Raw genomic sequence first — 17,758 nt, 5'->3', positions numbered from 1 at the left:
CGCACATGACGGCACAGATCCTCGACGGCAAGGCCACCGCGGCGCGCATCAAGGGCGAGCTCGCGGAGCGCGTCGCCGCCCTCGCGACCCGCGGCATCCGCCCGGGCCTCGGCACGCTCCTCGTCGGCGACGACCCCGGCTCGCGCTGGTACGTCGAGGGCAAGCACCGCGACTGCGCCGAGGTCGGCATCGCGTCGATCCGGGAGGACCTCCCGGCCGACGCGACGCAGGAGGACATCGAGGCTGCGGTGCGTCGGCTCAACGAGGACCCGGAGTGCACCGGGTTCATCGTGCAGCTCCCGCTGCCCCGCGGCATCGACACCAACCGCGTGCTCGAGCTGATCGACCCCGACAAGGACGCCGACGGCCTGCACCCGACCAACCTCGGGCGTCTCGTCCTGCGCGTCAACGAGCCCGTCACGAGCCCGCTGCCGTGCACCCCGCGGGGCATCGTCGACCTGCTGCTCCGGCACGACGTCGACCTGCGCGGCGCGGACGTGGTCGTCGTCGGGCGCGGCGTCACCGTCGGCCGGTCGATCGGGCTGCTGCTCACGCGGCGCGAGATCAACGCGACCGTCACGCTCACGCACACGGGCACCGAGGACCTGGCCGAGCACACCCGCAACGCCGACGTGATCGTCGCCGCCGCGGGCGTGCCGGGGATCATCACGGCCGACATCGTGAAGCCTGGCGCCGTCGTCATCGACGTCGGCGTGTCGCGCGCGACCGACCCGGAGACCGGCAAGAGCCGCGTCGTCGGGGACGTTGACCCCGGGGTCCACGAGATCGCGTCCTGGATCTCGCCCAACCCCGGCGGCGTCGGCCCCATGACCCGCGCGATGCTGCTGAGCAACGTCGTCGACACCGCGGAGCGTCTCGCAGGCTGACCCGCCCGCCCGGTCCGACGCCGGCCCCGGTACCCCGATGAGTGCGGGTACCGGGGCCGGTCTGTCAGGAGGAGAGTGGTCGACGACGAGATCGACCCGCCGCACCCGGGAGGACCCACGATGGGCATCGTCCAGCCGCACCTCTGGTACCACGACAACGCGGTCGAGGCCGCCGAGTTCTACGTCTCGATCTTCCCGAACTCGAAGATCACCAACGTCGTCCACGCACCCGCCGACATGCCCGGCGTGAAGAAGGGCGACCCGTTCGTCGTCGAGTTCGTCCTCGACGGCATGCCCGTCACGGCCATCGCCGCGGGCGACTCGCTCACGCTCAACGCCGCGTTCTCGTTCCTCGTCGACGTCGACGACCAGGAGACGCTCGACCGCTACTGGGACGCGCTGCTCGAGGGCGGAGGCGAGGAGGTCGCGTGCGGCTGGCTCACCGACCGGTTCGGCCTGTCGTGGCAGGTGGTCCCGCGCCAGCTCGCGATGTGGACCATGTCGCCCGACGCCGACCCCGAGGGCGCCGCGCGCGCGACGCAGGTCATGCTCACGCAGAAGAAGCTCGACATCGCCGCGCTGGAAGCCGCCTATCGCGGTGAGTGACCGCGCGCACTCGGACCACGACGCGCGACGTCGCCCGGGGAAGGGCGGACGCGCAGTAGCGCATTCACGTGCCTTTCCACCGACAAAATGACCGACCTCCATGAGATGTGTTGACGCTCGGGCGTGATGGGCCGGGCGGGTGATTGCCGAGGAGAACCGTTTCGCCGGCGCTAGTCGCAGGCATAGCGTTCAGGAGTCAACAAAGACGTGACTCCGGAGGTTCTGGTGACGATCTCATCCCGTCGTCGGTTGCTTGTCGCGGCGTCTGCTGCCGTCATCGCCATGGTGGGCATGGCGACGCCCGCCAGTGCTTCGCAGGTGGACTACGGCTACGTGCAGGCCACGAGCAGCTGCCCGACGTCGAGCTCGACTGCTCCCTGCTACGTCTACCTGAAGTATCCCGCTGGGTCGTCGACGACGAAGACGACGCGGCCTCTTCCGATCGGCGGCGTGCTGTGCCCCGGCAACGTGGCGGACGGCATGCCCATCAAGTCCGCGATCAACGGCGACTACCTCAACGGCAAGTACGTCGCCGTCATCTGGGGATCCGACGTCAGCGGCCAGATCAACTGTCACTGAGGCGCGACGACCTCCAGCTGTCCTCAGAGAGCCCGTCGGTCGACTGGACCCGCTCGGCGGCGGAGTTCCGGCTCGGGTTCGGCATTGTCTGACAATGCCCCCGACCCGACTGGAAGAATCACCTTCGCCGAACAGCGAAAAGCGCGACGGTACACCATTGGCGCGCACGACTCGCCAGGCGGTACATATCGGGTCTGTCGTCGACTCTCGCGGAATCGACGGGGCGAGGTCGGTGAGTGATCACCCTGCTGTCGACGGGCCCGGCCGGAGGGGGCCGGGCCTGTCGGCGGCGTGGGGTTGGATGGTCCGGTGCTCACGATCGCCAGCGTCAACGTCAACGGCATCCGCGCGGCCTACAAGCGCGGCATGGGGGAGTGGCTCGAGGCGCGCAAGCCCGACGTCCTGCTGCTGCAGGAGGTCCGCGCGTCCGACGAGATCCTCGCCGACCACCTGTCCGCCGACGAGTGGCACCTCGCGCACGAGGCGTCGGAGACGAAGGGCCGGGCCGGCGTCGCGATCGCGTCGCGGTTGCCCATGGACGCGGTGCGGATCGGTTTGAAGACCGGAGTCACGGGCGACACTGGGCGGTGGGTCGAGGCGGACCTCGCGGTGCCGTCGCACGACGGGGCTCCCGCCCGCAAGGTCACGGTCGTCTCGACGTACATCCACTCGGGCACGCTCGGGACCCCGTCGATGGACGAGAAGTACGCCTTCCTCGACCACGTCACCGCGCGGCTGGGCGACCTGTCCCGGGACGGCGGGTACGCGGTCGTCGCGGGCGACCTCAACATCGCGCACCGCGAGGCGGACATCAAGAACTGGAAGGGCAACCTCAAGGCCGCGGGCTTCCTGCCGCAGGAGCGCGCCTACCTGGACCGCTGGTTCGACGACCTGTCGTGGCACGACCTGGGCCGCGAGCTCGGTGGGGAGGGTCCCGGCCCGTTCACGTGGTGGTCGTGGCGCGGGAAGGCGTTCGACAACGACGCGGGCTGGCGGATCGACTACCAGCTCGCGACGCCCGACCTGGCCGACGCCGCGGTGAGCGCGACGGTGGACCGGGCGGCGACGTACGCCGAGCGGTTCTCGGACCACGCCCCGCTGGTCGTCGAGTACGACCTCTGAGCCGGACGTCCGGCACGACGGGCGCGCTCGGCACGTCCGGTGCGCCCGGCCGGTCCGCCGGGGGCGGGCGTCAGGCCGTCGGGGCGCCCTCGTCGGTCGGCGCCTGGCCCGTCGGGGCGTCGTCGGGCCGCGGCAGGTCACGCATGCGCAGGAGCGGCGAGAACACGACGGGGATCGTCGACAGCAGCGCGCCGCCGGCGCACACCCACAGGGTCGGCACGACGCCGATCTGCGTCCCGAGCCACCCGCCGAGGATGCCGCCGAGCGGCATGGTGCCCCAGACGAAGAACCGCACGGAGGCGTTCATGCGCCCGAGCAGCGCGGGCGGGCACAGCCGCTGCCGGAACGAGACCTGCGCGACGTTGTAGACGACGACCGAGAAGCTGAACAGGAAGCCGCCGGCGATGAGCACGACCTGGGCGGGCACGTCGAGGACGACGGCGAGCGGAGGCAGCGCGGCGGCGGGCACGAACAGCAGCGCGGACAGGGGGATGATGCGGCCCTCTCCGACGAGCCGCGCGAGCCGGTCGGCGGCGACGGCACCGAGCAGCCCGCCGATCGCCCCGGCGGACATCACGGTGCCGAACGCGGCGGTGTCGAGGCCGAGGACCCTCAGCGCGTAGATCGCGCTGAGGGCGCCGGCGGCCGTGCCGAAGAGGTTGCCGATGCCGGTGCACGCGACGATCCGGCGGAGCAGCGGCTGGTGCACGACGAACCGCACGCCCTCGGCGATCTCGACGCGCAGGGGCCGGCGCGTCTCGGGCGCGGGCGGCTGCTCGCGGTGCCGGATGCGCCCGACGGCGAACGCCGAGACGGCGTACGTGACGACGTTGACGGCCATGAGCACGGGCGCGGCGACGACGCGCAGCAGCGCGCCGGCGATGGCGGGGGCGACGACCATCGCGACCGACTGCGTCGACTGGAGCTTGGAGTTGCCCTCGACGATGTGGTCGAGGCCGACGAGCCACGGCACGTAGCTCTGGTGGGCGACGTCGAAGAAGGTGCTGCACACGCTGATGACGAGCGCCGCGCCGATGAGCAGCGGCATGGACGCGTGGCCGGTGAGCGCGGTGACCACCACGACGCCGAGCACGAGCGCCCGGACGAGGTCGGCGTTGATGAGCACGTTGCGCTTGCGCATCCGGTCGACCCACGCGCCGGCGGGCAGGCCGATGACGAGGAACGCGAGCGTCTCGGCGGCGCTGAGGACGCCCATCTCCCACTCGGTCGCCGCGAGCGTGTCGACCGCGAGGACGGGGAGCGCGATGACGGTCAGCTGAGTGCCGAGCTGACCGAGCGCGTCGCCCGTCCACAGCCGGCGGAAGTCGGCGTGGTGGATGAGAGACCGTCGTGGCTCGGTCTCGGCCGTCGCCGGAGCGGGGGAGGGGGTCGTCACGGACCCAGGGTGGCGCGACTGATTGGGAAAAGTCAATCAGTGTGCGAGAGTGGTGGCATGAGCACGCAGGACGGGTCGACGGCACGTGCGCTCGTTGCTCACGCGCTCGCGGCCGACGCCCCCGACGCGCCCGACGCCCCCGACGCGCCCGACGCCCCCGACGCGCCCGACGCGCCCGCCACCGGCGAGCCCGGCGCCGTCGCGCACGAGGTGCAGGGCGGGTCGCTGCCGCCGGAGCCCCCTGGTCTGACAGCGGACGCCGACGCCGACGCCCGCGCGCTCGCCAGCACGCTGCGCCTGCGGATCCTGCGGCTGTGCCTCGACGAACCGCGCACCAACCGCGAGATCGCGGCGGCCCTCGACCGGAACCCGGCCACCGTCCTCCACCACGTCCGCACGCTCGTCGACCGCGGCTTCCTCGTCGCGCTGCCCGTCCGTCGCGGCACCCGTGGCTCGCGCGAGGTGCCGTACCGCGCGACCGGCCGGACGTGGCAGCTGCGTGACCAGGCAGGCATGGGCCGCACGCTCCTGAACGCCTTCTTCGAGGAGGTCGCGCTGGTCGACCCCGAGACGGTCAACCTGACGCGGCTCGGGCTGCGGCTCGACGCCGACGGGTACGCCGAGCTCACCGCCCGGCTCGGGAAGCTCGCCGACGAGTTCGCCGCGCGCCCCGCGACCCCGGGTGGCACCGCGTACTCGCTGTTCGTCGCGGTCCACGAGGACGTCACGCGCGACGCCGGGGGTCGGCCTGCGCGCGACGACGGAGTCCGGCGTGCGGAGCGGCCCCGCGACGACGACCGCCGCGCGCAGCCGCACCGCGACGACGAGGACGACCGCCGCGCGCAGCCGCACCGCGTCGACGACTAGTAGCGGATCGCGTCGATCACCTTGACGCGCACCGCGAAGACCGCGGGGACCAGCCCCGCGAGCGCCCCGACGAACGTCGCCGCCGCCATCCCGACGGCTGCTGCGGAGAACGGGAACGGCGGCATGTCCTGGATGCCGCCCCCGAACACGCGGTCCACGGGGATGTTCTTGACGATCGCGACCGCCAGGACGACGCCGACCAGCCCCGCGACGACGGTCGCGACGACCGACTCGAGCATGACGCCGAAGAACACGCGGCTCGACGTCGCCCCGAACGACCGGCGGATGCCGATCTCGCGGATGCGGTGCCGGACCGTGACCAGCGCGATGTTCACGAGCCCCAGCCCGCCGAGCAGCAGGGCGAACCCGCCGACGCCGATGCCGACCCACTTGGTGGCGCCGTCGATCGCGCTCGCGTCCCAGTCGTTGTCGCTCGACCACACCTCGAAGCCGGGGACCGCGGCCTGGACGTCGCGGGTGATCTGCGCCTGGAGTGCGCGGTGCTCCTCGCGCGGCACCCACGCCATGAGCTCGGGCATCGGCTGCCACGGGCCCATGCTCGCGGCAGCGGCGTCCCCGGATCCGGTGAGCCAGCGCTCGTACTGGCCGTACAGCACGAACGCGCTCGGCATCATGTCCGGGTAGGGGTCGGCGGTGACGCCGACGATCGTCGCCAGCACCGGGTGGTCGCCACCGATCTCGACGGTGGGGTGCGACGCGAGGTCCTCGAACCCGAGGGTCCGCAGGAACGTCTCGTTGACGACGAGCGACGGTGCGTACGCGTCGGCGTCGGCGTCGGTGAACCACCGACCCTCGTCGGGCACGAGCCGCATCAGCGTCCCGTACTCGGCGTCGACGGCCTGCACGTCCACGGGCTGCGTGCCCTCGGGGAAGCGGACCTCGACGGGCGTGTAGAGCCGCCGGCTCGCGTGCTCGATCCCGTACCGCTCGAGCGTCTCGCGGTAGGTCGCGTCGAGCCGTGCCGTGTCCGCCTGGGCGCTCTCGGTCCGCGGGCTCGCGCTGAACGTGATCGTCACGGACCGGCCGGTCTGGCGCTCCTGCTGCTCGCTGAACGACTGGCTCAGCATCGAGACGACGGCCGTGACGCCCGTGATCGCCGTGACGGCGCAGGCGACGCCGATGAGGGCGAGCAGCACGCGCAGCTTGTGGATGCGCAGCTCGTCCCAGGCCTCGACGAGCGCGCCGACGATCCCGGTCATGCGTGGACCCCCTGCACGTCGTCGTCGGTGCTCGTGGGCGTGCCGGGCAGCAGCCGTCTCTCGACGGCGCCACCGCGGTCGGCGACCTGGGTCGGCACGTCGCCGACCCAGTGCGACCCGGTGTCGAGGGTGATCGGCACGAGGACGCCCTCGGTCAGGCGGTACTGCCGCTCGGCGCGCGCGGCCACCGCCAGGTCGTGCGTGATGGTGACGAGCGCGGCGCCGGTCTGCGACGCGATGTCGTCGAGCAGGTCCATGACCTCGCCGCCGGTCTCGACGTCGAGGGCGCCCGTGGGCTCGTCGGCGAGGATGACGCGCGGTCCCCGGACGAGCGCGCGGGCGATCGCGACGCGCTGCTGCTCGCCACCGGACAGCTTCTCCGGCATGGTCTCGAGGCGGTCGCCGAGGCCGACGCGGTCGAGCATCTCCGCGGCGAGCCGCGTGCGCGCCCAGAACTGCTTGCCGCGTGCGTACAGCAGCGGGGCCGTGACGTTCTCGAGGGCCGTGCGGCCGGGCAGCAGGTTGAACTGCTGGAACACGAACCCGAAGTCGCGTCCGCGGCGGACGGTGCGGGTGCGGCTCGACAGGCGCTGGATCGGCACGCCCTCGAGCAGGTACTCGCCGGTCGTGGGGGCGTCGAGCAGGCCGAGGATGTTGAGCAGCGTCGACTTCCCCGTGCCGGACCGCCCGACGATCGCGACGTGCTCGCCCGCGTCGACCGCGACGGTCACGCCGCGCAGGATGTGCAGCACCCGGTCGTCGGGCAGCACGACGGACCGCGTGACGTCGGTCAGCTCGAGCAGGCTCATCCGCCGCACACCGTCGGGTCGTACTGCGCCGGGTCGTCGCAGTCGACCTCGCCGTCCGCACCGCCGGGCACCGGGATGAACTGCAGGACGGTGTCGCCGAGCGCGAGGCCCTCGGTGATCTGGACGCTCTTGCCGTCCGTGAGCCCGAGCTTGACGGCCCGCTGCTCGGGCTCGTCGCCCTCGGCCGCGACGACCCAGACGTTGCCGTTCTGCACGCTGCCCTGGACGGCCGTGACGGGGACGACGACCGCGTCCTTCGCCTCGCCGTTGGTGACCTGCATCGACGCGCCGAGCCCGGCGAACGCGGTGACGCCGGCCGGGATCGCGCACGTGAGCGCGCCCGACGTGCTGGTCGTCGCGCCGTCGTCGGGCTGCTGGCCGCTCGCGGTCGCGGGTGCGCCGATCCGCAGGCCCGTGCACTCGAACGGTGCCGGACCGCCGTTGAGCGTGACCTGGGCGGTCGTCGGTGCGCCGATGAGGCGGTACTGCTGGTCGGGTGTGAGCGTGCCGCTCACGGACAGCGTCCCGGGGGAGACCTTCGCGACCTCGTCGCCGACGGACAGCACCTGGTCCTTGAGCGTGGGCATCGCGAGCGTGCCCGCGACCGGCGCCTTGACGACCTCGACGGTCACCTTGGGCTTGCGCTCGGTCGTCGTCTGCTCGCCCGTGACGGGGTCCGTCTTGACGATCGGCTCCTGCGGGGTCTCCTGCCGGATCTCGAGCAGCGGCGTCCCGGCCTGCACGGCCGCGCCGTCGGCGGCCAGCACCTTGGAGACGGTGCCGGCGAGCGTCGCCCGCGCGACCACCGCGGGGTCGGCGACGACCGCGCCCTGCACGGTGACGACGTTCGTGATGGTGCCCGTCTCCGCCGCGACGGTCGGCTCGGACACCGATCCTGTCGGCGTGAGCGCGTCGCTCGTCGTGTCGAGGTCGGCCCCGTCGAACGCGATCCGCACGAGCGCGACGGCGATGACCGCCCACACGAGCAGTCGTAGGGCGGGGAAGATGATCCGACGGGTGACGCCCACGGGCGGACTCCTCGCATGCAGGTGGTGGGGTGCGGAGGAACCGTACTGAGCCCGACCCGGGACGCGGATCCACCCCGGGTATGACAACCGTGTTACTCCGCGCCGAACACTACTGCGCCACGCGTACTAGCGCCACCACCTGCGGGATCACCTGTGTCGACCTCGTGACGTGCCGCGGCGGGCGCGGCTCGGTGACGTCGGCCCTCAGGCCGCCGAGCCGCCGGGGAGCGCGACGGAGAACGCGGGTGCGTGCAGACCCTCGGCGGCGAACGCCGCGACGACGGCCGCCGCGACGGCCTGGACCGCGTCGCCCTCGACGAGCGCGATCGCCGAGCCGCCGAACCCGCCGCCCGTCATGCGCGCACCGAGCGCGCCCGCGGCCCGGGCCGCCTCGACCGCGACGTCGAGCTCGCGGCACGACACCTCGTAGTCGTCGCGCAGCGACACGTGCGACGCGTCCATGAGCGGTCCGACCTCGCGCAGGCGGTCGTCGTCGAGCAGCGCGACGAACTCCTGCACGCGCGCGATCTCGCGCACGACGTGCCGCACGCGGCGCACCTGCACCGCGCCCTCGTCCGAGCCGTCGTCGAGCGTCGCCAGCGCGCCGTCGAGCCCGTCGGGACCGATCTCGCGCAGCGTCCCGAGGCCCAGCCGGGCCGCGGCCGCCTCGCACGCCGCCCGACGTGCCGCGTACTGGCCGTCCACGAGCGCGTGCGCGGCACGCGTGTCGATGACGAGCACGGCCAGCCCGTCAGCGGCGAGGTCGAACGGCACCTGCCGGACCGACCCGTCCAGGCAGTCGAGCAGCAACGCGTGGCCGACCAGCGCACGCAACGAGGCCGCCTGGTCCATGCCACCGGTCGGTGCGCCCGCGATCTCGTTCTCCGCGCGCACGCACGCCGCCGCGAGGCGCGCGCGACCGGCGTCGTCCGGCTCGCCCGCAGGGCCCGCGAGGCCGAGCGCGTGCGTCTCGTCGAGGGCCACCGCGACGGCGGACTCGAGCGCGGCCGACGACGACAGGCCCGCGCCGAACGGCACGCACGAGTCGACCGCGACGTCGAACCCGCCGACCGCGTGACCCGCCTCGCGCAGCGCCCACGCGACCCCCACGACGTACGACGGCCAGCCGTCGACCGTCCCGGGCGCGACCTCGGCGAGACGCACCTCGCGCAGCCGGCCCTCGTCCTGCGCGGACACCAGGCGCACGAGGCCGTCGTCACGGCGTCGCACCGCGACGTACGTGCGGTGCGGCAGCGCGATCGGCAGGCACAGCCCGCCGTTGTAGTCGGTGTGCTCGCCGATGAGGTTGACCCGGCCCGGCGCCGACCACGTGCTGTCGGGCTCCGCGTCGAACGACGCCGTGAACAGCGCCCGCGCCCGCTGCGCACCGTCCTCGGCCGGCCAGGCGTCGACCCACGTCACCGCGCTCATGCGAGGTCCTGCAGGCGTGCGGCGATCCGCTCGGGCGTCGTGTCGTTGACCCACGCGCCGAGGCCCGACTCGATGCCGGCCAGGTACTTGAGCTTGTGCGGCGCGCGCAGCACCGAGAACACCTGCAGGAACAACCGGGACACCTCGCGTCCGTCGTGCACGGGCGCCTGGTGCCAGCCCGCGATGTAGGGCAGGGGGATGGCCGACTCGTCGTCGACGAAGAACAGGTCGAGCCGGCGCAGCAGCTCGAGGTAGACGTCCGCCAGGTCGGTGCGCTCGGCGTCGGTGAGCGCGGGCAGGTCGGGGACGTCGCGACGCGGCGCCAGGTGCACCTCGACGGGCCAGCGTGCCGCGAACGGCACGTACGCCACCCAGTGCTCGGACTCCAGGACGACGCGCGTCCCGGTGCGCAGCTCGGCGTCGAGCAGGTCGCGGCCCAGCAGGCGGCCGGTCGCGTCGTGGTGCGCCCGGGCCTGGGCGACCATCGCGGCGGTGCGCGGCGCCAGGTAGGGCAGGGCGTAGATCTGCCCGTGCGGGTGGTGCAGCGTGACGCCGATCTCCTTGCCGCGGTTCTCGAACACGAACACCTGCTCGATGCCCGGCAGCGCGCCGAGCGCCTCGGTGCGGTCCGCCCACGCCTCGACGATCGTGCGCATGCGCCGCGGGCCGACCGTGCGCAGCGACTGCGTCGGGTCGGACGAGAAGCACACGACCTCGCACCGCCCTGCGGCCGGTCGGACCGTCCACAGCTGCTCGCCGTCGGCCGCGGTCGGCTCGTCGACGACGCCCGGCACCGCGAGCAACGACGGGAAGCGGTTCTCGAACACCACCACGTCGTAGTCGGTGTCCGGGATCTCGCCGTCCTGGTACGCCGCCCCCGGACGCGCCGGGGCGAGCGGGTTCGCGTCGGCCGGCGGCAGGAACGTGCGGTTCATGCGGTGCGCGGCGATCGCGACCCAGTCGCCCGTCAGCGGGTCCTGCCGCAGCTCCGGGCCGGTGATCGGGTGCGCGACGCCGTGCTCGTCGACGACGGGTGCGAACCGGTCGGGGAGCGGGCGCGGGTCGTCGAGCCGACGCGTCGCGGCGCCCGAGACGTAGGGCTCGCTGTCGTCGAAGTACACGAGCTCGCGGCCGTCGGCCATGTGCGTGACCGTCTTGCGGACGGCGGGGGTGGTGCTCACGGGCGCTCTCCGGGGGTGGTGGTGGCGGGCGTGGTCGTGGGGACGAGCTGGAGGCGGGTCGCGTCGGCGACGGCACGCCGGGCGTCGTCGGGCAGACCCTCGTCGCTGAGCAGGACGTCGACCTCGTCGAGGGTCGCGATGCGTGCGAGACCGGTGACGCCCCACTTGGTGTGGTCGGCGAGCACCGTGGTGGCCGCTGCGGCGGCGATCAGCGCGCGGTTCGTGGCGGCCTCGGCGAGGTTCGGCGTCGTGAGGCCGTCCGCGTCGACGCCGTGCACGCCGAGGTAGGCGCGGTCGACGCGCAGGCGTGCGAGCGTGGCGTCGGCGACGGGGCCGACGAGCGCGTCCGACGGGGTGCGCACGCCGCCCGTGAGGATGACCTCGAGCCGGTCGTCGCCGGGGGTCGCGCGGTGCAGCACGTCCGCGGCGCCGACCGCGTTGGTCACGACCGTGAGCGGGCGCAGCGCGGGGGTCGCGGCGACCAGCTCGGCGAGCAGGTGCGTCGTCGTGCCCGCCGACAGCGCGATCGACTGGCCGGGCTCGACCGTCGCGAGCGCGGCGCGGGCGATCGCGCGCTTCTCGTCCTGCGCCCATGTGCGCTTGGCCTCGAAGCCCGGCTCGTCGGTGGGTCGCCCGCCGGCGTCGGGTGCGACGGCCCCGCCGTGCACGCGGCGCACCAGGCCGGCGCGCGCGAGCTCCGCGATGTCGCGCCGCACGGTCATGTCGGAGACGTCGAGGCTCACGACGAGGTCGGCCACCCGGGCCGCACCGTGCGCCCGGACGACCGCGAGGATGTGCTCCTGCCGCTGGCTCGCCAACACCCCGACATCATCACACACAACCGAACAACATCAAACACCCGAGCGTCGGGGACCGGCGCGCGTCCACTGCCGACGCGCCCTCGGGTCGGCGAGTCCGTCACCTGGTGCCGAGGTCGTCAGGCACGGCTGACGAGCTCGGCACGAAGGAGCGAGCTCGACGCGGCGGGTGGCGCCGAGCGTGGCGCGGCAGGGCGGAGGGTCAGCGGGCGGTCGGGGTGAGGCCCAGGGAGCGGCCCGCGAGGTTGCGGCGGCGCCCTGACAGGCCGCGCGCGATCTCGCGGAGCGCCTGGGCGGCGGGGGAGTCGGGCGCCGACAGCACGACGGGCGTCCCGGCGTCGCCCGCCTCGCGCAACGTCACGTCGAGCGGCACCTGGCCCAGCAGCGGCACGTCGCCACCCGTCAGCCGGCCGAGGTTCTCCGCGACCCGCACGCCGCCGCCGGACCCGAAGATCTCGAGCCGCGACCCGTCGGGCTGCTCGAGCCACGACATGTTCTCGACGACGCCCACGACGTGCTGGCGCGTCTGCACGGCGACCGACCCCGCGCGCTCGGCGACCTCGGCGGCCGCGGCCTGCGGGGTCGTGACGACGACGATCTCCGACCCCGGGAGCAGCTGCGCGACGGAGATCGCGATGTCGCCCGTCCCGGGCGGGAGGTCGAGGAGCAGCACGTCGAGGTCGCCCCAGAAGACGTCGGCGAGGAACTGCTGGAGTGCGCGGTGCAGCATCGGGCCCCGCCACACGACCGGCTGACCGGGCGGCACGAACATGCCGATCGACACGACCTTGACGTCGTGCGCGACGGGCGGCAGCAGCATGTCGTCGACCTTGGTCGGCGGCCGCGTCACGCCCAGCATGCGGGGGATCGAGAACCCGTAGATGTCCGCGTCGACGACGCCGACGCGCAGCCCGTCGGCCGCGAGCGCGACCGCGAGGTTCGCGGTGACCGACGACTTGCCCACGCCGCCCTTGCCCGACGCGATCGCGTAGACCTTGGTCAGCGACGTCGGTTTGGCGAAGGGGATCTCCGGCTCGGCGTCCGTGCCGCGCAGCAGCGTGCGCAGCGCCTGCCGCTGCTCGGCCGTCATGACACCGAGCTCGACGACGACGTCCGCGACGCCCTCGACCGCCTGCACCGCCGCGGTCACGTCGCGCGTCAGGGTCTCCTTGAGCGGGCAGCCGGGCGTCGTGAGGTCGACGCCGACCCGCACGCGCGCACCCACGGGCGTCGTCTCCACGTCCACCGACCGGACCATGCCGAGGTCGGTGATCGGGCGACGGATCTCGGGGTCGAGGACCGTCGCGAGCGCGGCGCGGACGGCGGCGTCGAGGGTCGTCGGGTCGGGCTGGGGCATGCCCTCATCGTAGGTGGCGCGCACCAGGCCTCCGGGACGGGGGCCCGTGGGAAACGCCCATCGGCTCACACGGGCCGGTCGGCGCGCTCGTCCCCGCCGCGGTCCAGGTCGGCGCGCTCGGCGTCCGCCCGGCCGGCGTCGGCCCGCTCCTGGTCCGCGCGCTCCTGCTCGGCGCGCTCGCGCTCCTCACGCTCGGCCTCGCGGTCCTCGGCGAGCTCCTCGAGCAGGTTGCGCAGCTCGGAGCGGACGAAGTCGCGCGTCGCGACCTCGGACAGCGCGATGCGCAGCGCGGCCACCTCCCGCGCGAGGAACTCGGTGTCCGCGAGGTTCCGCTCGGCGCGCTGCCGGTCCTGCTCGAACTGCACGCGGTCCCGGTCGGTCTGCCGGTTCTGCGCGAGCAGGATGAGCGGCGCGGCGTACGACGCCTGGAGCGACAGCACGAGCGTCAGCGCGGTGAAGCCGAGGTCGGCCTTGTCGAACTGCAGGCCTTCAGGCGCGAGGGTGTTCCACCCGATCCACACGGCGCAGAACACCGTGAGCCAGATGATGAACCGGGGCGTGCCGAGGAACCGCGCGATCGACTCCGACCACTGGCCCTGCCGCTCCGAGTCGACGCGCGGGCGCCGGAGCAGGACCCGCCGCGTCTCGCGCGGCTGGTCGAGCCGCTCAGCCACGACCGACCCCGGGCTGGGCCGTCGGGGTCGCCGGGAGCGTGACGCGCGGCTCCTCGTCGGTCTCGCGCCAGTCCTCGGGCAGCAGGTGGTCGAGCACGTCGTCGACGGACACCGCGCCGAGCAGGCGCTTCTCCTCGTCGACGACCGGCAGCGCGAGCAGGTTGTAGGTCGCGAGCTGTCGCGTGACCGACATGAGAGCGGCGTCCGCGGGGATCGCCTCCACGTCGGTGTCGACGATCGAGCCGATCGACTCGTGCGGGGGCTCGCGCAGCATCCGCTGGAGGTGGACGACGCCGATGAACCGGCCCGTCGGCGTCTCCAGCGGCGGGCGTGCGACGAACACCATCGACGCCAGAGCGGGCGCGAGGTCCTGCCGGCGCACGTGCGCGAGGGCCGCCGCGATCGACGTCTCGGGCCCGAGGATCACGGGCTCGGTCGTCATCAGGCCACCCGCGGTGTTGTCCTCGTACGCGAGGAGCCGCCGGACGTCCTTCGCCTCCTCGGGCTCCATGAGCTCGAGGAGCTCGGCCGCCTGCTCGTCGGGCAGCTCGCCCAGCAGGTCGGCGGCGTCGTCGGGCTGCATCGCCTCGAGGACGTCGGCGGCACGCGCCAGCGCCAGGCCCTGGAGGATCGCCACCTGGTCGTCCTCGGGCAGCTCCTCGAGCACGTCGGCGAGGCGCTCGTTGTCGAGGGCGGACGCGACCTCGAGGCGGCGGGTCGTGCCGAGGTCGTGCAGCACGTCGGCGAGGTCGGCGGCCTTGAGGTCCTCGTACTGCGCGAGCAGCAGCTCCGCGCCCTGCGCGCTCGTGGACGTGCGGCCCAGCGCGATGACGCCCTCGACAGGCACGAGCAGCGTCTCGCCACGACGGCGCAGCAGCCCGGGCTTGCCGGCCGGTCGGCGCCGGACGAAGACCTTCGTGACGAGCCAGTCGCCACCCCGCTGGAGCTCGATCGCGACGTCCTCGACCGTCGCCTGACCGGACCCGTCCGCGAGGTCGACCGTGCGGTCCAGGAGCTCGCCGACGACGAGCGTCTCGGTGGAGCGCTGCTCGAACCGCCGCATGTTGACGAGGCCGGTCGAGATGACCTGCCCGGCGTCGACGGCCGTCACGCGCGTGAGCGGGAGGAACACGCGACGCCGGCCCGGGACCTCGACGACGAGCCCGACCGCGCGCGGCGCACCCTTGGGGCGGACCAGCACGACGACGTCGCGCACCCGCCCGACCTCGTCGCCGAGCGGGTCGAAGACGGTGGTGCCGGCGAGGCGCGCGACGAAGACCCTGGTCCCGACGCTGCTCACGGTCGCAGCCTAACGGGGTGCGACCGCATCGGCTGGTGGCATCCGTGCGCGCCGTGGGGGAGGATCGCGGCATGTCGTTCACGGGTCCGCGCGTCCCCCGCACCCCCACGCCGCCGCAGGGCGAGACGGTCGCGTCGTACGCGACCTACCTGGAGGCGCAGCGTGCCGTCGACCACCTGGCCGACAAGGCGTTCGCCGTGCAGCTCGTGACGATCGTCGGCACCGACCTGCGCATGGTCGAGCGCGTCACCGGGCGGCTCTCCTACCCGCGCGTCGCGCTGGGCGGGTTCGTGTCCGGCGCCTGGTTCGGCCTGTTCGTCGGCCTGCTGCTGTCGCTGTTCACCGCGCCGGGGTCGAGCAGCCCGTTCATCCCCGCGATCCTCATCGGCGGCGCGTTCGGTCTGCTGTTCTCCGTCATCACGTACTCGTTCTCGCGCGGGCGCCGCGACTTCACGTCGTCGAGCCAGATCGTCGCGTCGTCCTACGCGGTGCTGTGCCAGACGGAGCAGGCGCACAAGGCCCGGGAGCTGCTGCGCGAGGTCGGCGGCGTCCAGTCCGGCTGGCCCGCGCGCCCCGCGGTGACCCCGCCGACGCCGGTGTCCGACCCGGCGGCGTCCTACCCGCCGCCGGCGCCGTCGACGGCCCCGCCCGCCGCGTCGCCGAGCGTGCCGCCCGTCGCGCCGCCCGCACCGCAGACGCCGGACCCGCAGCCGCCGACGCCCCCCGCGGGCGACGCCGACGGCCGCTGAGCGTCAGCGCCCGAGCAGTCCCTGCATCCACGCCTCGACGGCGTCGGGGTCGCGCGGCAGCGCCGCGGACAGGTTCTCGTTCCCGTCCGCGGTGACGAGCACGTCGTCCTCGATCCGCACGCCGATGCCGCGGTACTCCTCGGGCACGAGCAGGTCGTCGGACTTGAAGTACAGGCCGGGCTCGATCGTGAACACCATGCCGGGCTGCAGCTCCGCGTCGAGGTAGAGCTCGGCGCGCGCCTGCGCGCAGTCGTGCACGTCGAGGCCCAGGTGGTGGCTCGTGCCGTGCACCATCCACCGGCGGTGGTGCTGGTTCTCGGGCTTGAGCGAGTCCTCCGCGGAGATCGGCAGCAGGCCCCACTCCTCGAGCCGCGCGGCGATGACGCGCATCGCGGCGTCGTGCACGTCGCGGAACCTCGTCCCCGGCCTCGCGACGGCGAACGCGGCGTCGGCGGCGTCGAGCACGGCCTGGTAGACGCGGCGCTGGACCTCGGTGAACGTGCCGTCGACGGGCAGCGTGCGCGTGACGTCCGCGGTGTAGAGCGAGTCGACCTCGACGCCCGCGTCGACGAGCACGAGGTCGCCCGCGCGCACGGGGCCGTCGTTGTCGATCCAGTGCAGCGTCGTCGCGTGCTCGCCGGCGGCCGCGATGGTCTCGTACCCGACGGCGTTGCCCTCCTGGCGGGCGTGCCCGACGAACGTGCCCTCGATGACGCGCTCGCCGCGGCGGTGCTCCTGCGCGGCGGGCAGCGCCCGCACGATCTTCTCGAAGCCCTCGATCGTCGTGTCGACCGCGAGGCGCATCTGCTCGACCTCGTACGCGTCCTTGAGCAGCCGCAGCTCGGACAGCGCCTCGGCGAGACGCTCGTCGCGCGCCCCCGCGGCCTCGGTCGCGCGGATCTCCTCGACGACGTCCTCGACCGCCTCGTCGACGTCCGGCACGACGAGCACCTGCACGCCGTCCGCGCCCGCGTCCTTCGCGAGCGCGTCGCGCAGGTCGTCGAGGTGCGCGGTGCGGATCCCGGTCTCCGTCTCGACGTCCTCGAGCGTGGGCCGCGCGCCGACCCAGAACTCGCCGTAGCGGGAGTCGGAGAAGAACTCCGCGGTGTCGCGGCCCGCGAGCGGGCGCAGGTAGAGGACCGCGCGGTGACCGGACCCGCCGTCACCCTCGCCGTCCGGCACGGGGTGCAGCACGAGGACCGCGTCGGGCTCCTGCTCGACGCCCAGGCCCGTGAGGTGCGCGAACGCCGAGTGCGGGCGGAACCGGTAGTCGGTGTCGTTCGAGCGCGCCTTGAACGTGCCCGCGGGGATCACGAGCCGCTCGCCGGGGAACTGCGCGGACAGCGCGGCGCGGCGGCGCTCGGTGTGGTCGGCCGCCGGGCTCCGGGTCGCCGTCGACGCGGGCCGCTCGCCCCAGCCCGACGTCACGAACCGCAGGAACTCGGCCGACCCCGGACGCTGCGACCGGTTGCTGCCACGGTCCGCGAGGGGCTGCTCCTCACCGTGCGCGACGGCCGGGTCGACGGCGGGGGTGGCGGTCTCGGGCGTGGGGTCCGTGGTCATCGCGCCATTGTCCCATCGGCGGCCGCGACGACGACGCGACGCGTCCGCGGTGGCGTCCGACCGGGCGACCGACCGTGCCCGCGGCCGCCCGCGGCCCTCCACGGTCACCCGCGCCGCCGGGGTGAGCGCCCTGCGCACCGGGCGCGAGGGCGCTCCGGTCGCGCCGTACGG

At 73.8% G+C, this 17,758-nt stretch carries 17 protein-coding genes; 6 read left to right on the top strand and 11 right to left on the bottom strand.

The annotated features are described in order from the left end of the window. Positions 1–5 precede the first annotated feature (5 nt). The 4 genes from GXP71_RS10670 to GXP71_RS10655 all read left to right on the top strand — a co-directional run bounded on the left by GXP71_RS10670 (position 6) and on the right by GXP71_RS10655 (position 3,194). On the top strand, positions 6–887 hold the full coding sequence (locus GXP71_RS10670) for a bifunctional methylenetetrahydrofolate dehydrogenase/methenyltetrahydrofolate cyclohydrolase (protein ID WP_162352639.1): 882 nt from the start codon (positions 6–8) through the stop codon (positions 885–887). A 120-nt stretch (positions 888–1,007) separates the two neighbouring features. Beyond that, on the top strand, positions 1,008–1,493 hold the full coding sequence (locus tag GXP71_RS10665; RefSeq protein ID WP_162352638.1) for a VOC family protein: 486 nt from the start codon (positions 1,008–1,010) through the stop codon (positions 1,491–1,493). Between the two features lie 225 nt (positions 1,494–1,718). Further along, the gene (locus GXP71_RS10660; RefSeq protein WP_162352637.1) at positions 1,719–2,072 is read left to right on the top strand and encodes a hypothetical protein; all 354 of its coding nucleotides are present in this window, start codon (positions 1,719–1,721) and stop codon (positions 2,070–2,072) included. A gap of 309 nt (positions 2,073–2,381) precedes the next feature. Then, positions 2,382–3,194 carry an exodeoxyribonuclease III gene (locus GXP71_RS10655; RefSeq protein ID WP_202924240.1) on the top strand — a complete coding sequence of 271 codons (813 nt, stop codon included), beginning with the start codon at positions 2,382–2,384 and terminating at the stop codon, positions 3,192–3,194. 70 nt (positions 3,195–3,264) lie between these two features. On the opposite strand, the gene GXP71_RS10650 is transcribed toward GXP71_RS10655, so the two are convergent. Beyond that, a complete protein-coding gene (locus tag GXP71_RS10650; RefSeq protein ID WP_162352635.1) occupies positions 3,265–4,590 on the bottom strand; it encodes an MFS transporter in 1,326 nt (441 codons plus the stop codon). 57 nt (positions 4,591–4,647) lie between these two features. Between GXP71_RS10650 and GXP71_RS10645 the strand changes: the two genes are divergently transcribed. Further along, positions 4,648–5,457 (top strand): helix-turn-helix domain-containing protein, encoded by an 810-nt coding sequence (locus GXP71_RS10645; protein WP_370520931.1) that lies wholly within the window; start codon positions 4,648–4,650, stop codon positions 5,455–5,457. Here GXP71_RS10645 and GXP71_RS10640 read toward each other — a convergent pair. The 9 genes from GXP71_RS10640 to GXP71_RS10600 form a co-directional block, all read right to left on the bottom strand. After that, positions 5,454–6,677, bottom strand: coding sequence for an ABC transporter permease (locus GXP71_RS10640; RefSeq protein WP_162352634.1), 1,224 nt, complete (start codon positions 6,675–6,677; stop codon positions 5,454–5,456). The genes GXP71_RS10645 and GXP71_RS10640 overlap by 4 nt on opposite strands. Beyond that, on the bottom strand, positions 6,674–7,486 hold the full coding sequence (locus tag GXP71_RS10635; RefSeq protein ID WP_162352633.1) for an ABC transporter ATP-binding protein: 813 nt from the start codon (positions 7,484–7,486) through the stop codon (positions 6,674–6,676). Before GXP71_RS10635 ends, GXP71_RS10640 begins: the two co-directional genes overlap by 4 nt. Beyond that, positions 7,483–8,514 (bottom strand): efflux RND transporter periplasmic adaptor subunit, encoded by a 1,032-nt coding sequence (locus GXP71_RS10630; protein ID WP_162352632.1) that lies wholly within the window; start codon positions 8,512–8,514, stop codon positions 7,483–7,485. The genes GXP71_RS10635 and GXP71_RS10630 overlap by 4 nt, the downstream gene beginning before the upstream one ends. Positions 8,515–8,718: 204 nt before the next feature. Continuing rightward, the gene (galK, locus tag GXP71_RS10625; protein ID WP_162352631.1) at positions 8,719–9,945 is read right to left on the bottom strand and encodes a galactokinase; all 1,227 of its coding nucleotides are present in this window, start codon (positions 9,943–9,945) and stop codon (positions 8,719–8,721) included. Continuing rightward, entirely contained in the window at positions 9,942–11,087 is a 1,146-nt protein-coding gene (gene galT, locus GXP71_RS10620) for a galactose-1-phosphate uridylyltransferase (protein WP_162354305.1), read from the bottom strand. Before galT ends, galK begins: the two co-directional genes overlap by 4 nt. A gap of 35 nt (positions 11,088–11,122) precedes the next feature. After that, positions 11,123–11,947, bottom strand: a complete 825-nt coding sequence (locus GXP71_RS10615; protein ID WP_162352630.1) for a DeoR/GlpR family DNA-binding transcription regulator — start codon at positions 11,945–11,947, stop codon at positions 11,123–11,125. Between the two features lie 199 nt (positions 11,948–12,146). Continuing rightward, the gene (locus GXP71_RS10610) at positions 12,147–13,301 is read right to left on the bottom strand and encodes an Mrp/NBP35 family ATP-binding protein (protein ID WP_162352629.1); all 1,155 of its coding nucleotides are present in this window, start codon (positions 13,299–13,301) and stop codon (positions 12,147–12,149) included. A 65-nt stretch (positions 13,302–13,366) separates the two neighbouring features. Further along, a complete protein-coding gene (locus GXP71_RS10605; protein ID WP_162352628.1) occupies positions 13,367–13,975 on the bottom strand; it encodes a DUF1003 domain-containing protein in 609 nt (202 codons plus the stop codon). Further along, a complete protein-coding gene (locus tag GXP71_RS10600) occupies positions 13,968–15,275 on the bottom strand; it encodes a magnesium transporter MgtE N-terminal domain-containing protein (RefSeq protein ID WP_124343977.1) in 1,308 nt (435 codons plus the stop codon). The genes GXP71_RS10605 and GXP71_RS10600 overlap by 8 nt, the downstream gene beginning before the upstream one ends. Positions 15,276–15,346: 71 nt before the next feature. Between GXP71_RS10600 and GXP71_RS10595 the strand changes: the two genes are divergently transcribed. Then, entirely contained in the window at positions 15,347–16,024 is a 678-nt protein-coding gene (locus tag GXP71_RS10595) for a general stress protein (RefSeq protein WP_162352627.1), read from the top strand. 3 nt (positions 16,025–16,027) lie between these two features. On the opposite strand, the gene GXP71_RS10590 is transcribed toward GXP71_RS10595, so the two are convergent. Continuing rightward, positions 16,028–17,587 (bottom strand): aminopeptidase P family protein, encoded by a 1,560-nt coding sequence (locus GXP71_RS10590; RefSeq protein ID WP_162352626.1) that lies wholly within the window; start codon positions 17,585–17,587, stop codon positions 16,028–16,030. Positions 17,588–17,758: the final 171 nt, after the last annotated feature.

Origin of the sequence: Cellulomonas sp. H30R-01, assembly GCF_010119915.1 — a bacterium.
GTDB lineage: Bacteria > Actinomycetota > Actinomycetes > Actinomycetales > Cellulomonadaceae > Cellulomonas > Cellulomonas algicola.
Note: the sequence above shows the minus strand (reverse complement) of the source record. Positions and strands in the feature narration are given on the sequence as shown.

Coding starts and splice junctions, on each gene's coding strand:
- GXP71_RS10670 (WP_162352639.1), top strand. CDS start 6: ATGACGGCACAGATCCTCGACGGCAAGGCCACCGCGGCGCGCATCAAG.
- GXP71_RS10665 (WP_162352638.1), top strand. CDS start 1,008: ATGGGCATCGTCCAGCCGCACCTCTGGTACCACGACAACGCGGTCGAG.
- GXP71_RS10645 (WP_370520931.1), top strand. CDS start 4,648: ATGAGCACGCAGGACGGGTCGACGGCACGTGCGCTCGTTGCTCACGCG.
- GXP71_RS10640 (WP_162352634.1), bottom strand. CDS start 6,677: ATGACCGGGATCGTCGGCGCGCTCGTCGAGGCCTGGGACGAGCTGCGC.
- GXP71_RS10635 (WP_162352633.1), bottom strand. CDS start 7,486: ATGAGCCTGCTCGAGCTGACCGACGTCACGCGGTCCGTCGTGCTGCCC.
- galK (WP_162352631.1), bottom strand. CDS start 9,945: ATGAGCGCGGTGACGTGGGTCGACGCCTGGCCGGCCGAGGACGGTGCG.
- galT (WP_162354305.1), bottom strand. CDS start 11,087: ATGGCCGACGGCCGCGAGCTCGTGTACTTCGACGACAGCGAGCCCTAC.
- GXP71_RS10610 (WP_162352629.1), bottom strand. CDS start 13,301: ATGCCCCAGCCCGACCCGACGACCCTCGACGCCGCCGTCCGCGCCGCG.
- GXP71_RS10595 (WP_162352627.1), top strand. CDS start 15,347: ATGTCGTTCACGGGTCCGCGCGTCCCCCGCACCCCCACGCCGCCGCAG.
- GXP71_RS10590 (WP_162352626.1), bottom strand. CDS start 17,587: ATGACCACGGACCCCACGCCCGAGACCGCCACCCCCGCCGTCGACCCG.